The sequence below is a fragment of the bacterium genome (genome assembly GCA_030690305.1).
GTDB lineage: Bacteria > Patescibacteriota > Minisyncoccia > Phycocordibacterales > JAGLPS01 > JBBUCK01.
The window spans coordinates 1-14,422 of record JAUYHB010000020.1 but is presented as its reverse complement, the minus strand read 5'-3'; the positions used below and the strand labels follow the sequence as shown (position 1 = coordinate 14,422).

The following is a 14,422-nucleotide window of genomic DNA, read 5'->3' as shown; positions in this document are numbered from 1 at the left end:
TTTATATACATGAAAATCAAAAAAGGCGACAATGTAATAATTATTTCCGGAAAGGACAAAGGAAAGACCGGAAAAGTGACTCGCGCGTTTCCCAAAGAGGGAAGCGTAGTTGTCGCCGGAGCAAATATTAAAAAACGTCACCGTAAGGCAAGAAAAAGCGGAGAAAAAGGACAAATAATTGAAAAAAGTCTTCCAATTCCCGTTTCAAATGTAATGTTTGTCGATCCGAAAACTTCAAAACCAAGCCGCATCGGCAAGAAAAAAGTCGGCGATAAATGGCTACGTATAAGCAAGAAAAGCCAGACGGTTCTCGATAAATAAAACGCCATGGAAATGACCAAAGAAAAAGTAAAATCAGCGTTTGCCGCCCTTAAAGAAAAAATGGCGTATAAAAACCCTATGCAGTCTCCTCGCCTTGTTAAGGTTGTATTGAACGTTGGAACCGGATCAGTGCAGGATGCAAAGAAAAAAGAACTCATTGCCGACAGGCTCAATCGTCTCACCGGACAAAAGCCATCAATACGCGGAGCGAAACAATCGGTTGCATCTTTTAAAATAAGACAGGGTGACAATATCGGGTACAAGGTAACCTTGCGGGGACCGCGCATGTACGATTTTCTCGACAAACTAATCCATATCGCATTACCTCGGACAAAAGATTTCAGAGGAGTCTCGCCCACAGCTCTCGACGATATGGGAAACTACACACTTGGAATCAAAGAGCATACTATTTTCCCTGAAACATCCGATGAGGATATCAAGGACGTCTTCGGCATGGCCATTACGGTAGTGACAACGGCAAAAGGGAAAGAGGAGGCAAAAGCGTTCCTTTCCCATCTCGGATTCCCTTTTGGGAAGGTTCCGGAAAAGAAGGAAAAAGCCAAGAAAGAGGCTAAAAAGAAAGCAAAATAAGCCTTTGACAAGGATATACCTTCTTGCTAGTATGGAGTCCACGCTTTTATTTGAAAGGCATTTTTAATTTATATGGCAAAAAAATCAGTCATTGCACGATCGAAGAAACCCGTAAAATACAAAACGCGCGTGGTTCGTCGTTGCTTTAGCTGCGGACGGAAACGAGGGTATATGAGAGACTTTGATTTATGCCGTATTTGTTTTCGGGAGTTTGCGAATCAAGGAAAAATTCCCGGAGTTAAAAAATCATCCTGGTAAACCATGCACGATCCCATTGCCGACATGATTATACGCCTCAAGAATGCCCAAGATGTTGGAAAAACATCGATTGTTTTTCCGTATTCAAAAATGAAATTGGCTGTCGCGGAAATTTTACAGAAGACGGGGTATATTAAGTCAACCCTGAAAAAAGGGAAAAAAATCGCAAAATCGATAGAAGTTGAATTGGTGTACGACGGCGATTTGCCGAAAATTCGCGGAGTCAAAAGAGTTTCAAAATTTTCTCAAAGAATATATAAAGGTGCAAAAGATATTTTCCCTGTAAAGCAGGGGAAGGGTATGTCAATCATTTCAACTCCTCAAGGAATTCTTACCGACAAAGAAGCAAGGAAAACAAACACCGGAGGCGAAATTTTATTTGAAATTTGGTAACAAACGCCATGTCACGAATCGCTAAAAAAACAATTCCCGTTCCCGCAAAAACCGAAATTACCGTTTCGGGAAACGTGGTGCGTGTAAAAGGGCCCCTCGGTGAAGCGTCTCGGGTATTTCGTCCGGAAGTAATTTCCGTTGAAGTGTCATCCGAAGGCGTTACCTTAAAGCCCGTTCGAATGACGCTTGAGGCCGAGTCGTTGTGGGGCACGTACGCATCACACATCAAAAACATGCTTGCCGGAGTAAACACCCTTTACCAGAAGACTCTTATCATTGAGGGAATCGGTTTTAAGGCGGAGGTGCAAGGGAATAACATGGTTTTTGGTTTGGGTTTTTCACACCCCGTTAAGATAGCAATTCCTGCCGGACTTAAAGTGACAAGCGAAAAAAACATCATTACAATTTCGGGAGTGGACAATGAGACGGTCGGACAGTTTGCCGCGATATTGCGCGACCTCAAAAAGCCCGAGCCGTACAAAGGGAAAGGTATCCGGTACAGCGATGAAGTGATTCTTCGAAAAGAAGGCAAGAAATCGGCAGTATAAACCACATACCATGAGTGCACATAAAGAAAAAATATTAAAACGAAAACGAAAACACGCGCGCATCCGAGCGAAAGTCCACGGTACGGCAAAAAGGCCGCGTCTTGCCGTTTTTGTTTCAAATCGATACTCATATGCCCAATTGATCGATGATGATGGCATGAACACTATTTTCCAGGTTACTTCAAGGGAAGTGAAGAAGGGTACGATGCTTCAGAAGGCAAAAGAGGTGGGAAATTTAATCGCCAAAGGAGCGAAAGACAAAAAAATCAATGAAGTTGTTTTTGACCGCGGAGGCTTTCTTTACTCGGGGAAAGTGAAAGCAATCGCTGAGGGGGCGCGCGAAGGAGGCCTTAAATTTTAATTTTTTCATGGAAACAAAAGAAATTACAACTGAATCCGTTCCCGAAACAAAAGACGTAAAAGTCGTTTCTCAGGACGTACCGAAAAACAAGCCCGCCGACGTAAGACCCGCATTCGGAAGAGACGTGCGAAAGAACATGAGACGCAAGCCCTCTCGTCGCAGTGCTCCTCGTTCCGAGTACGACCAAAAACTCATCAGCTTAAGACGTGTGGCGCGTGTTGTTGCAGGTGGTCGCCGATTTACTTTCAGTGCTTCCATTGTCATAGGAGACAAGAAGGGAGGGGTTGGAGTCGGAGTCGGAAAGGGTGCTGATACCGCGCTTGCTATTGAAAAAGCCCTCCGGGATGCAAAGAAAAACATGGTGCGCCTATCACTTACCAAAACCATGTCCATTCCGTACGAAGTGTCGGCGAAATACGCAAGTGCCTATGTATACATCAAGCCTGCGGCGGAAGGCCGTGGATTGGTTGCCGGCCGTGCCGTGCGCACCGTGCTTGAGCTGGCTGGCGTTAAGGACATTGTGTCTAAAATTCTTTCCGGCAGCAAAAACCAGCTTAACAATGCCCGAGCCGCCGTAGAAGCCCTCTCTGAATTTTCCTCATCGAAGAAATAATTTTTATTACCATGCAGTTACACAACATACAACGTCTTCACGAAAATAAAAAAGCCCGCCAAGTAGGCCGTGGTGGCAAAAGGGGAAAAACATCGGGGCGGGGCACGAAAGGCCAAAAAGCGCGCGCCGGAGGCAAAATTCGTCCGATCATGCGGGATATAATCAAGAAAATACCCAAGCGCCGCGGTTACCGTTTTAAGAGTTTCCAAGTAAAACCCGTTACTGTCAGTCTTGCCGTTCTTGAAAAAGCATTTTCAGCAAACGATAGCATTACCCCCGCAACACTTGCTTCCAAAGGATTTGTTTCTTTGAGCAAAGGGAGATACCCGAAGGTGAAAATTCTTTCACAGGGTGAAATCTCCAAAAAGTTTAAAGTTTCCGGATGTATTTTGTCTGCCGCCGCAGCGGAAAAAATAACAAAGGCGGGAGGAACAGTCGGAGTTTAAAAAACAATGAACGAATTTTTAAGAAAAATAGCCTTTGCCGTCGGAGATCGTACCTTGCGGATGCGTTTTCTTTTTACCCTCGGTGCCCTTGTTGTTTTTAGAGTATTGTCAAACATTCCGATTCCGGGAGTTGATACTGCCCGTCTCCAAACTTTTTTCTCGGGCAATGAATTTTTCGGTCTCATAAACGTTTTTTCCGGGGGAGGATTGGCAAATCTCTCATTGGTAATGTTGGGCGTGGGACCCTACATCACCGCCTCGATTATCATGCAGTTGTTAACGATCATGTTCCCGAAGCTCAAGGCGATGTATCAGGAAGAGGGGGAAGCGGGCAGAAAAAAATTTACACAATACTCTCGGTTACTTACCGTACCCTTGGCGCTTGCTCAGTCATTCGCTTTCTTGAATATTCTTGAGCGCAACGGTGTTGTCACTCATCTCTCGTCATTTGACCTGCTTGTAAACGTTATTGTTGTCACGGCAGGTTCGATGGTTCTCATGTGGTTGGGAGAATTAATGACGGAGTTTGGAATAGGAAACGGCGTATCGATTATCATTTTTGCCGGTATCGTCGCCTCACTACCTTCGCTTATTGCACAGATTATCTTCACGTTTGACCCCGCTCAGATTCCTTTATACCTCGCTTTCCTTGCAGTGGCCCTTATCGTCATTAGTGGAGTAGTGATTATTACCGAATCGGAACGTCCCATTCCCGTTACCTATGCCAAACGCATTCGTGGAGCCCGTGTATACGGTGGCCTCTCAACGTACCTTCCTTTGCGTCTTAATCAGGCGGGGGTTATTCCGATTATTTTTGCCCTTTCCATTCTTTTATTTCCACAACTCATCAGTAATTTTCTCTCGCAGATGGGAAACGAAGTTTTGCGCAATATCGGTTCTTTTGCGACAAGCTTGCTTCAAAATAACTGGTTTTACGGCGCATTGTATTTTATCCTCGTATTCCTCTTTACCTACTTTTACACCGCTCTTACGTTTGATCCGGTCTCCATTTCAACCAATCTTCAAAAAAGCGGAGCGTTTATCCCCGGAGTTCGTCCGGGCGTTTCTACCGCCGAACACCTGGCCCGTATACTCAATCGCCTGACCCTTTTTGGGGGGCTCTTCTTGGGAGTTATCGCAGTCTTGCCGATTATCGTCCAGGGTATCACCGGAATTCCCTCCCTTACCATCGGGGGTACTGCGCTTCTCATTGTTGTTTCGGTCGTCATTGATCTTATAAAGAAAGTTGACTCTCAGGTATCCATACGAGAGTATTAATCGTATGTCTCCGGAAACCTTTATTTTTTTCGGGAGGTCCGGGTCAGGGAAAGGAACTCAGGCGGATTTGCTTGGGGAATATCTTAAGAAAAAAGACCCGGGACGTAACGTTCTCCATATTGAAACGGGAAGGCGTATTCGAGAGTTTCTCGAAGAAAAATCACATACGAGCGAACTGACAAGTGCAGTGGTGAAAAACGGAGGACTATTGCCGGCTTTTTTGCCTATTTGGGTATGGACCGAATACCTTATAAAGAATTTTACCGGCAACGAACATCTTATCCTTGACGGGCTCTCACGACGGGGAAGTGAGGCTCCCGTGTTTGACTCGGCACTTTCCTTTTACGGAATAAAACATCCCTTTATTGTGCCTATTAACGTTTCGAGAGAGTGGGCGAGGGACCGTCTTTTGGCAAGGGGCCGGGCGGATGACACCACGATGGATATTGAACGAAGACTCGATTGGTACGAAAATAACGTTGTTCCCGCGATTGAATTTTTCAGAAGCAAGCCGGAATATCGGTTTGTCGAAATAAACGGGGAACAGCCGATAGAAAAAGTTCAAGAAGACATTCTCAAAGGTACCGGTCTGGAGTAATTTTATGATTACAATCAAAAATGAAAAAGAAATAAACCTCTTGCGGGAAGGGGGCAGGCGCCACGCATTGATACTGTCAAAACTTGCCGAAGCGGTTACCCCCGGAGTTTCTACCGATACGCTCAATTCTCTTGCGCTCTCACTTTCAAAAGAACATGAAGTTATTCCGGCATTTCTTGGGTACACTCCATACGGGGTGCATCGTCCGTTTCCCGGAGCAGTGTGCATTTCAATTAACGAGGAAGTGGTACATGGCATTCCCAATGAAAATCCGAGAATAGTTTCGGAAGGAGACATTGTAAGTGTTGACCTCGGTCTCTCGTACAAGGGAATGATTACCGACGCCGCTGTTACTGTCGCGGCGGGGAAGACGGATGCGGAATCAAAACGATTACTTGAAATAACAAAAAAGGCTCTCATTGCCGGTATCAAAGCCGCAAAAGGGAATGGACATATAGGCGATATCGGATATGCCATTGAAAAAACCGTATCCGGAAGCGGTTTTAGTATTGTTGAAACACTCGCCGGGCACGGAGTAGGTTACGCTGTTCATGAAGACCCGTATGTGCCAAACACCGGAAAAAGGGGGGAGGGAGATTTACTCAAACCCGGGATGGTGCTTGCGATAGAGCCGATTATCAATGAGGGAAACGGGCGTATTCTTTTTTCCAAAGACGGATACACAACGAAAACAGCGGACGGAAAACGAAGCGCCCATTTCGAGCACACTGTCCTTATTACGGACGGGGAGGCGGAAGTGCTTACCTGATAAACGCTCTGTGGTATACTAGCCTCAATTAACTTTCATGAAACGCCCTAAACAAGAAAAAACCCTCGTTCTTATAAAGCCGGACGGCATTCAGCGCTCACTCATTGGAGAGGTGGTCCGTCGATATGAACGAGTGGGGCTAAAACTTGTCGCATTGAAAATGCTCGTGCCTGACGCATCGCTTATTGAAAAGCATTACCTCATTGACCCTTCGTGGAAACAAAAAGTGGGTGAGAAAAGCATAAAAAGTTACAAAGAAAAAGGACTAGTGCCTCCCGCCGAGGACCCTCTTAAAATAGCGGATACGATTCTTGAACGGCTGAAGAAATATCTGACAAGCGGTCCCGTGATTGCGATGGTTTGGCAAGGGGCGCATGCGATTAAAATTGTCCGAAAAATTACCGGAGGCACGGAACCGTTGAGCACCGATGTGGGAACCATCAGAGGAGACTTTGTTGTTGATTCATATGAAATTGCCGACTTTTCAAATCGCTCAATAAGAAACATTGTTCACGCGTCCACCGACAGTGAGGAACAGGCGGGGAAGGAAATAGAGTTGTGGTTTCCGGAAGGCCCAATCAGCTATTCTTTGGTGCAGGAAAAAATTCTCTACGACGTGAATCTCGATGGAATTTTAGAGTAAAAAACGTTCGTAATTACTTTTTCAGAGTGCGGATATTTTCCTGCTAGAAAATTCCTCGAGCTCACACCGTCGTGTTCGCTAGTCTCTGAAAAGGTAATTGCTCACTCTAACGGGCGGAAGGAGGGATTTGAAACAAGCCTAAAAAGTGCCTTCAATCCTTGATTTTTTTCCTCTTGTTTTTTAATTGTGAAAGGGTATACACTTAAAGTAGGGTTATTTGGGATATTATCTAGATTAAAGATATTTTAAGGGAGCCCTACATCTCAGAGCACCGTGGTGTTTCTGATGCGAGCACCCACCTAGTATTTCACTAGGTAAATATCAACCAAATAACCCTTATAGAGGCATCCGCCTTAGGCGGATGTTTCCATTTTATCCCCTAATTAATAAGGGTTCGCCTAAAGTGGGACGGACGAGCAACAGCGACAAAGAATTTTATATCTCTATGAACATTCGATACGTTTCTTTTTGGATAATTGTTTGCGTGGGTCTTTTGGTTGCGATTGTCCAATTCTTGGCAGACAAGTTTTTTTTGTACTGGCAATGGTGGTGGCTTGATGTTGTGACGCATTTTCTAGGAGGAATTTTTGTTGCCGCCCTTTTCATTTGGGCATATGCTTTTTTTCTGAAAAAAACTCCCGGCCTTCTCCCGACTTTACTTGTTGTTCTTGCAGTTGGTATTTTATGGGAACTATTCGAGTATTCTACCGGAATGATGCGTACCGATATGGAAGGATACGCGTTTGACACCGTCAGCGATATTATAATGGACGTGTTGGGGGCCGGGACACTTGTGTATCTCCTTCTTGTCGCATACGGCGCAAACAAAAACCCGCTTGAGGCGGGTTTTTAGAGGATTTCTCCAACGAGCCGTTTAAATGTTTCGGGCTCATTCTCTGCGAGATGGGCGAGTACTTTTCTGTCGATTGATATGTTTTTCTTTTTTAACGCCCCGATAAACTTACTGTAGGAGAGGTTGAATGTGCGCGCCTGGGCTCCTATTTTAATGTTCCATGTTCTGCGGGCCTCCCTTTTTTTTGTTCTGCGGTGGGCGAATGCGTACGAACCGGCATGACTGATAGCCGTTTTCGCTTCACGTTCTTTTGTACTTCGTCCGAAACGATATCCTTTAGTCTGTTCCAGAATGTTTCTGCGTCGTTTCAGCGCGTGAACCCCCTTTTTTACTCGTGTCATGGTATTACTTGTTAACTAAATAGTGTTAATCAAATATCGGCTCTTAAGTTTATTTTTCAGCACAAGCTGGTTTGACCCCTTCTTATGCAGACCGGTTCTGCCGCTTTCTTTTGCGTTAAAATGGTTTTGTCCCGATTTTCGAGAGATTATTTTACCGTTCTTGGTCACTCGAAGCCGTTTTGTGTATGCCTTATTTGTTTTCATGTTCTATTTTCTTTCTTTTTCTATAACCGACGTGAGGCCTTTCGGGCCTTTTGTAATCGGCTCCGCCATTGAATAGTTTTCAGTAAGAAGTTTGAGCAACCGCTCAAGACGGGTTCTGAGGAAACCAAACTCGAGATATTTTGCCCTTCCTGAAAGAAATAAATCCACTCGGACCCGATTTCCTTCCTTTAGCCATTCGGATACTTTTTTTGCTTTAAGAGCCAAATCGTGGTCACCCGTCCCTATTTTTACTTGAATGTTCTTTACTTCTACGGTATGAACTTTCGTTCGCGTAATCTTCTGCTTTTTCTGCTCGGCGTACTGAAACTTACCATAATCAAAGATTTTTGCAACGGGAGGCGTGGCTGCAGGGGAAATCTCAATAAGATCAAGTCCCATCTCCTTGGCTTTTGAAAGAGCCTCACTAAGAGAGATGACCCCGAAGTTTTCTCCTTGGGGCCCAATAACCCGCAGTTGCGGTGCCCGGATGGCGTTATTAATTCGTATGTGTATAGCCAAAAAGAGTCTTTCGATTGATTAAGATAACTCAAAAAGTCTACCACGAATCAAAAATCTAGGCAAATAAGGGTGTTTTCCTCAAAATGGCCCTTACTTTAGAAGCGGACAAGGTTGAATGTTAAGCACAGAATGGCCATGTGTCGCCAATATATTGGTGGTATCATATAGCCATGCATGTGTATCTTGTACTGTATCTTTCGCTTCTATTTTCAAACATTCTTATCCCCGGTCTTATTGGTTTGTTTCTTTTTCTCACGACGTACAGAACAAATCCGACGGTCCGGGGTTTTGCAAACCTCTCGTTCGCTATCGTTTTTTGGGCAATTTTTAACTTTCTTTCCCTCCTCTCTCAATACCCGGAGCAGGCATCTCTTTTGGTGAGTGTTTCTTATTTTGGACTTATTTTCACCCCTGTCTTTTTTGTTGAACTCTCTTCGTCTTTTGCCGATCAAATCGCGGGGACATCATACCGCCGACATCTTCACATTTTTCAAAAAATTGCCCTGCTCTTGGCAGGCGCGAACCTTCTCGATATTTTTTTCGGAACCAATTTTATTTTGGGTTCCCTAAAGGACGTTTTATGGACTCAAAATTGGCCGATTCCGGGAAGCCTTTTTGAAATATTTCTCATCTACTATAGCGCCAGTTTTACCGTGGGTAATATTTGGCTTGTTAAAGCGAGAAAAAGAGCGAATGCGCTTTACCAGAAACAAATAGATTATATTGTCTGGCCGAGCGTTGCTGCGGCAGTCGGAGGAGGTTCGATGTTTTCTATTCTGTATGACCTTCCTTTCACCATGCCTCCCGTCGGCGGTTTTATTATTCCGATTTATGCGATTTTTCTTTTTTACGCCATTACACGGTTTCATTTATTTAATCTCAAAGTCGTTACGGCGGAATTGTCAACGATTATTATCTGGCTCCTGCTTTTTGGTCGTATTCTTATTGACCAGGACTTGATACAAAGGTCCTTTGATATAGGTCTTTTTGTTCTCTCGGTCTTTTTTGGTTTTCTCACTATCCGAAGCGTTTTGACCGAGATGAAACAGAAGGAAAGCCTTGACGAGGCCAACCGAAAACTTACCGATCTCAATACTCACCTTGAAGACCGTGTCCGCGGCCAGACTGTTGAAATCCGCAAGGCGTATGAGGTGGAAAAAAGGGCGCGTATAGACATCGAAGAACTCGACAAAACCAAAGACCAGTTTATTCTCACCACCCAGCACCACCTCCGTACCCCGCTTACCGTTATAAAAGGTTTCGTCGATTTATTAAAAACCGGAGAAAAAAATCTGAGCCCCGAAGGAACGCACGCGCTTTCAAAAATAGACGAAGCCTCAAAACAAATGGCGGGTATGGTCAATGACTTCCTTGATATCGCTCAGCATGAAGTTGGAAAAGCGAGCTTTGAGCGTGCCCCCGTTTCTTTATGGCAAATCCTCAAGGATATTCAGGATGAATTGAGTTCCGAATTGGAACGGAAAAAGATTCGTTTCGAAACGGACTTTTCCGGCGAAGCGCAAAATACCTTTGTGTATGCGGATAAATCCATTAAACACGCGATTTTCAATCTCATTGATAATGCCGTCAAATATACCCAGGAAGGAAGAATCTCAGTACATGGTTCCGTCCTTATTCACCCAATCGAAAAAACAAAAATATTCCGTCTTGAAGTTTCTGACACGGGTATCGGCCTCACCCAGGGCGAAATTTCGAAAATGTTCAAGCGTTATTTTGAACGGGGAGAAGAAGCGCGAAAAATCAACACAACAGGGAAGGGAATCGGCCTGGCTATCACAAAAAACACCATTGAAAATCACGGAGGAAAAATTTCAGCGTCATCGGAGGGGAGAGGCCTTGGCACCACGTTTGTTGTAGAATTGCCGATAAACAGGAAAGAATATTAACGATACGCCATGACTCCATCGATTTACTCCATACCTCCTTTTATAAGCGCCATTCTTTTCATCTACCTTGGTCTGTTTGTTTTTTTCAAAAATCCCAAATCGCCCGTGCACCTGTCCTTCTTTATTGTTTCCATTGTTACATTCATATGGGAGTTCAATGCCGCTCTGCTTTTTAACGAAACGGATCCCACAAGAGCCATCATTTTTGCGAAGCTTCTTTATATCGGAGTAACGGGGATTCCTGTCGCGCTGCTTCATTTCTATTTGTCACTTTTTGAACTCAAGAAAACATTTCACAAGGTCCTTCTTTTCAGTTCATATGCCGTCACTTCCTTCTACATAATCTCAATTTTTGCGACCGACCTCATGATTTCCGGCACGTATACATACTTTTGGGGTTTTTATCCAAAAGTAGGTCCACTGCACCCATCGTATCTTGTTTTTCTTTATTCCCTTGTTGGGTATTTATATTTTATTCTTTTTAAAGCATTCAAAAATCCAAAAGATTCCCAGCAGCATCAGTATGCAAAAGCAAGCTTTTGGGCTTTTTCTTTTTACGCCCTTGCCTCGGCTGATTTTCTCGCAAACTATGGAATTCAGGTGTATCCGTTTGGTTTTGCGGGCATTTTGCTTTATTTGACCATCATTGCGTATTCAATCGTTCGGTATCATCTTTTCAATATGAGGGCGGTCGTCGCCGAAATCTTGACACTGTCTCTTCTTATAATCCTCGGTCTGCGTTTTTTCTTTGCGAACATGTTCCAAAATACGGCTTTTGACTTTGCCCTTCTCGGAGGAGTTTCTATCATCGGAATTTTTCTTATCAAAAGTGTGGCGAGCGAGGTGAGGCAGAAGGAAGAGTTGTCGTCTCTCAACGCCAAACTTGATTCTGCAAATAAGAAACTTGCCGATCTCAACAACCATCTCGAAGAGAAGGTGGAAGAACAGACCGCCGAAGTTCGTAAGGCATACGAGGTGGAAAAGAAAGCGAGAATCGAACTTGAAGAATTGGACAAAGCCAAAGACCAGTTTATTCTTACTGCCCAGCACCACCTACGTACCCCGCTTACCGTTATCAAGGGTTTTCTTCAAATGGCGCTTGATAAGCAAAGCGGTCTTGATGACGATACGCGGACATATCTCGTTAAAGCCTCTGATGCTTCGGAAAAAATGAAAGATCTCATCAATGATTTTCTCAACATCTCGCAGGTTGAAGTCGGAAAGGCCTTAATCAATCCCGAGCCGACGGACATCTCTTCGGTTATCGAGGAGATAAAAAACGAGCTAAAACCTAATATAGAGCAGAGACATCTTTCATTCAAAGTCTCGTTCACCCCGGAAGCGCAGGTGCTTAGAATTCCCGCCGACCGGCGCATTATAAAAGCGGCACTTTTTAATTTGATTGATAACGCGGTGAAATACACGCAAGAGGGGGGAGTATCGGTGCTGGGAGTTGTTTTTATCCATCCCATAGACAAAAAGAACTTCCTTCGGATTGAGATTAAGGATACGGGTATCGGCATATCCAAAGACGATCTGTTAAAAATATTTAATCACTATTTTGAAAGAACTCCTGAGGCCCAAAAAATGTATGCGACAGGAAGAGGGCTTGGGTTGGCTCTTTCGAAAAATATGATTCAGTTGCACGGTGGCCGGGTTTTTGTTGAGTCCGAGGGGCCGGGGAAGGGCTCAATATTCACTGTGGAATTACCGACTGGGTAAACAAAAATCCGCCTCTCGGCGGATTTTATGTTATGAAACGTATGTCTTTTCAGGGACCGGAGACAGGAGAGGTTTCTCATTAGGTGTCGCAATGACTGTTGCAGGCTTCTTTGTTCGTCTTTTTGTGCTGAATATCGCTTTGAAGTCCGGATTGAACTTCATTGCCAAAAAAGTTCCTGTTGCAATTCCCAAAGAGAACACAATAATGGCGAGCACGCTCCTTGTGCTATCGAGTGCTGTCAGTATGTTATATACGACCGCCATATTCACTACCATTGCCAGAAACGAAAAGAACGCCGCGGAAAAGGGTTTTTCCTTGGCAACGTAACGCCAGTTAAGGGTTACAAAGAAATCCTCCAGAGCTCCCGCGAGGAAGTAGAGAATAAGAAAATAGTCCATAGTGGGAATGGTTTGTTCCTTTGTAATATCGACTCTTATATGGCGGAGATAACCAGGAGTAAAATCACAGTGCGTTTCGCGGGCGATCTTACTTCTACCTATAAACTCCGCTAACCCCTATTATAACATAAAAAGGACTTCACAACAAGTCCTTTTTGTTTTACAATTTTGGCTTTATTAAGCGCTTTTTCCCCCAGAACCGTTGGTTTTTTCTATAAGATCCTTCACCTGCTTAACAAAGAGACGGGGGCTAGTATCGATTTTTAGAACATGGCTCGTATTGGGGGTTTTCTGGATTTCCTGCTTTATTTCATCCGTGCCGTAGTTGGTAAGCATTATGACCGGAACCAGGTCGAAGGCACGGTCTCTGCGAACCTCTTTGAGGATCTCCAGGCCGGAAACATCGGGGAGGAGGATATCAAGAATAATCAAATCAGGTCGAATGCTTGAGTCTTTTTTGTATTCCTCAAGACGCCTGAGTGCCTCGGTGCCGTTGGCGAAACTTTCAATTTCAAAACCGTTACTGCTAAACGACATACAATACAAGTCGGCAATTCCCGGCTCATCTTCAACGAAGAAAATTTTGTGTTTTTTATCGGTCACAGTCAAAATATGTTACAAGGATAATTATAAGCGGAAAAACAAAGTCAATCAACCCCGTTGTATACAGGTTTTTTCTCAAAATCTTGGTATCATAATTACTGTGGACCCCATTGTGTTTATTTATCTCGTTTCCCTCTCTCTTAACGTTGTCACAAGCGGCATCTCCGGGCTTTTTCTGTTTTTCTCCGCTTGGCATAATCGTGCCGCTCGCTCATTGGCGTATTGTGATTTTGGGTGGATGTTTTGGTCGGGGAGTCATTTTGTCGCCATTGTCGCTCCCACGGAAGCCGTGAGTGTTCTTGCATGGCAGATTGGTTTCTTCGGGTTACTTGCGGGGTGCGTGTTTTTTGCCGACTTTGCCGCACGTCTGGTTGAAGAACATAATAAAGTTTCGTATCGGGTATTCCAGCGAGTAATCTATACCTTCACTCTTACCATTGCCGGGATTCTCCTTTCGGACCTTCTTTTTGAAACAAACATTATCCTTTCTTCTTCCGTCAGTCCGAGGCTGTGGTTTGACCAATGGCTTGTTCCGGGCAGATTTCTTACGGCATTTATCGGTTTCTTTCTTTTCTGTTTTTCTTTGGCGTATGTCTATTTTTTTCTCGGATACAAACAGAGTAAAGAGAAAGTATTCCAGCAAACCATCCTTTTACTCTTCTGGACAACGATTGTTCCCGCCATTGGGGGTTCAACCCAATACCTCATTTGGTACGATGTTCCGCTGCTTCCCCTGGGGGGCTTTACCATACCTGTTTATGTTTTTGGAGTGCTGTATGCCGCAACCCGTTTCCATCTGTTCAATGCCAAAGTCATCACTGCCGAATTGTTTACGATAATTATCTGGATGATTACGTTCGGGCGTATTCTCGTGGCCCGTGACAGCTTTGAATTTACCGTGAGTATCGGCGTGTTCCTCCTCACCCTCTTTTTCGGCCTCCTCACCATCAGAAGCGTTATCACCGAAGTGAAGCAAAAAGACAGCCTTGAACAGGTGACCAAAGAACTCGACCATGCCAACAAAAATCTGGCTGACCTCAATTCAAATCTTGAAG

The 14,422-nt window shown here is 44.3% G+C and carries 21 protein-coding genes; 16 read left to right on the top strand and 5 right to left on the bottom strand.

The window, feature by feature from the left end; translation table 11 throughout:
* Positions 1 to 9 precede the first annotated feature (9 nt).
* From rplX to Q8O71_01745, 13 genes are all read left to right on the top strand, one after another.
* The gene (rplX, locus tag Q8O71_01805; GenBank protein MDP2705116.1) at positions 10 to 321 is read left to right on the top strand and encodes a 50S ribosomal protein L24; all 312 of its coding nucleotides are present in this window, start codon (positions 10 to 12) and stop codon (positions 319 to 321) included.
* Between the two features lie 6 nt (positions 322 to 327).
* Positions 328 to 912: a 50S ribosomal protein L5 gene (rplE, locus tag Q8O71_01800; protein MDP2705115.1), complete on the top strand. Its 585-nt coding sequence runs from the start codon at positions 328 to 330 to the stop codon at positions 910 to 912.
* 72 nt (positions 913 to 984) lie between these two features.
* Positions 985 to 1,170 (top strand): type Z 30S ribosomal protein S14, encoded by a 186-nt coding sequence (locus tag Q8O71_01795; GenBank protein ID MDP2705114.1) that lies wholly within the window; start codon positions 985 to 987, stop codon positions 1,168 to 1,170.
* A gap of 3 nt (positions 1,171 to 1,173) precedes the next feature.
* Complete coding sequence (gene rpsH / locus Q8O71_01790) at positions 1,174 to 1,563, top strand: 30S ribosomal protein S8 (GenBank protein ID MDP2705113.1); 390 nt, start codon at positions 1,174 to 1,176, stop codon at positions 1,561 to 1,563.
* A gap of 8 nt (positions 1,564 to 1,571) precedes the next feature.
* Positions 1,572 to 2,111, top strand: a complete 540-nt coding sequence (rplF, locus tag Q8O71_01785; GenBank protein ID MDP2705112.1) for a 50S ribosomal protein L6 — start codon at positions 1,572 to 1,574, stop codon at positions 2,109 to 2,111.
* Positions 2,112 to 2,121: 10 nt separating this feature from the next.
* On the top strand, positions 2,122 to 2,472 hold the full coding sequence (rplR, locus tag Q8O71_01780) for a 50S ribosomal protein L18 (GenBank protein MDP2705111.1): 351 nt from the start codon (positions 2,122 to 2,124) through the stop codon (positions 2,470 to 2,472).
* A gap of 7 nt (positions 2,473 to 2,479) precedes the next feature.
* Positions 2,480 to 3,085: a 30S ribosomal protein S5 gene (locus tag Q8O71_01775; GenBank protein ID MDP2705110.1), complete on the top strand. Its 606-nt coding sequence runs from the start codon at positions 2,480 to 2,482 to the stop codon at positions 3,083 to 3,085.
* An 11-nt stretch (positions 3,086 to 3,096) separates the two neighbouring features.
* On the top strand, positions 3,097 to 3,531 hold the full coding sequence (locus Q8O71_01770) for an uL15 family ribosomal protein (GenBank protein ID MDP2705109.1): 435 nt from the start codon (positions 3,097 to 3,099) through the stop codon (positions 3,529 to 3,531).
* A 6-nt stretch (positions 3,532 to 3,537) separates the two neighbouring features.
* Positions 3,538 to 4,809, top strand: coding sequence for a preprotein translocase subunit SecY (gene secY, locus Q8O71_01765; GenBank protein ID MDP2705108.1), 1,272 nt, complete (start codon positions 3,538 to 3,540; stop codon positions 4,807 to 4,809).
* Between the two features lie 4 nt (positions 4,810 to 4,813).
* The gene (locus Q8O71_01760) at positions 4,814 to 5,407 is read left to right on the top strand and encodes a nucleoside monophosphate kinase (protein MDP2705107.1); all 594 of its coding nucleotides are present in this window, start codon (positions 4,814 to 4,816) and stop codon (positions 5,405 to 5,407) included.
* Between the two features lie 4 nt (positions 5,408 to 5,411).
* On the top strand, positions 5,412 to 6,176 hold the full coding sequence (gene map, locus Q8O71_01755; protein ID MDP2705106.1) for a type I methionyl aminopeptidase: 765 nt from the start codon (positions 5,412 to 5,414) through the stop codon (positions 6,174 to 6,176).
* 37 nt (positions 6,177 to 6,213) lie between these two features.
* Positions 6,214 to 6,819, top strand: a complete 606-nt coding sequence (locus tag Q8O71_01750) for a nucleoside-diphosphate kinase (GenBank protein MDP2705105.1) — start codon at positions 6,214 to 6,216, stop codon at positions 6,817 to 6,819.
* A 445-nt stretch (positions 6,820 to 7,264) separates the two neighbouring features.
* The gene (locus tag Q8O71_01745) at positions 7,265 to 7,672 is read left to right on the top strand and encodes a hypothetical protein (protein ID MDP2705104.1); all 408 of its coding nucleotides are present in this window, start codon (positions 7,265 to 7,267) and stop codon (positions 7,670 to 7,672) included.
* Here Q8O71_01745 and rplT read toward each other — a convergent pair.
* From rplT to infC, 3 genes are read right to left on the bottom strand one after another with little or no spacing between them, the layout of a single operon-like run.
* Entirely contained in the window at positions 7,669 to 8,013 is a 345-nt protein-coding gene (gene rplT / locus Q8O71_01740; protein MDP2705103.1) for a 50S ribosomal protein L20, read from the bottom strand. The two genes, Q8O71_01745 and rplT, sit on opposite strands and share 4 nt — an antisense overlap.
* 15 nt (positions 8,014 to 8,028) lie before the next feature.
* A complete protein-coding gene (locus tag Q8O71_01735; GenBank protein MDP2705102.1) occupies positions 8,029 to 8,217 on the bottom strand; it encodes a 50S ribosomal protein L35 in 189 nt (62 codons plus the stop codon).
* 3 nt (positions 8,218 to 8,220) lie between these two features.
* Positions 8,221 to 8,736: a translation initiation factor IF-3 gene (gene infC, locus Q8O71_01730; GenBank protein ID MDP2705101.1), complete on the bottom strand. Its 516-nt coding sequence runs from the start codon at positions 8,734 to 8,736 to the stop codon at positions 8,221 to 8,223.
* A 137-nt stretch (positions 8,737 to 8,873) separates the two neighbouring features.
* Here infC and Q8O71_01725 point away from each other — a divergent pair, with 137 nt between their 5' ends.
* Together Q8O71_01725 and Q8O71_01720 are read left to right on the top strand one after the other, a co-directional pair.
* Positions 8,874 to 10,643, top strand: a complete 1,770-nt coding sequence (locus Q8O71_01725; protein ID MDP2705100.1) for an ATP-binding protein — start codon at positions 8,874 to 8,876, stop codon at positions 10,641 to 10,643.
* 9 nt (positions 10,644 to 10,652) lie between these two features.
* Positions 10,653 to 12,365, top strand: a complete 1,713-nt coding sequence (locus Q8O71_01720; protein ID MDP2705099.1) for an ATP-binding protein — start codon at positions 10,653 to 10,655, stop codon at positions 12,363 to 12,365.
* Between the two features lie 30 nt (positions 12,366 to 12,395).
* Here the strand turns inward: Q8O71_01720 and Q8O71_01715 are convergent, their stop codons facing one another.
* On the bottom strand, positions 12,396 to 12,764 hold the full coding sequence (locus Q8O71_01715; GenBank protein ID MDP2705098.1) for a hypothetical protein: 369 nt from the start codon (positions 12,762 to 12,764) through the stop codon (positions 12,396 to 12,398).
* A 177-nt stretch (positions 12,765 to 12,941) separates the two neighbouring features.
* Entirely contained in the window at positions 12,942 to 13,367 is a 426-nt protein-coding gene (locus tag Q8O71_01710) for a response regulator (GenBank protein MDP2705097.1), read from the bottom strand.
* Between the two features lie 100 nt (positions 13,368 to 13,467).
* Between Q8O71_01710 and Q8O71_01705 the strand changes: the two genes are divergently transcribed.
* On the top strand, positions 13,468 to 14,422 hold a 955-nt coding region (locus Q8O71_01705), incomplete at its 3' end, for a hypothetical protein (GenBank protein ID MDP2705096.1).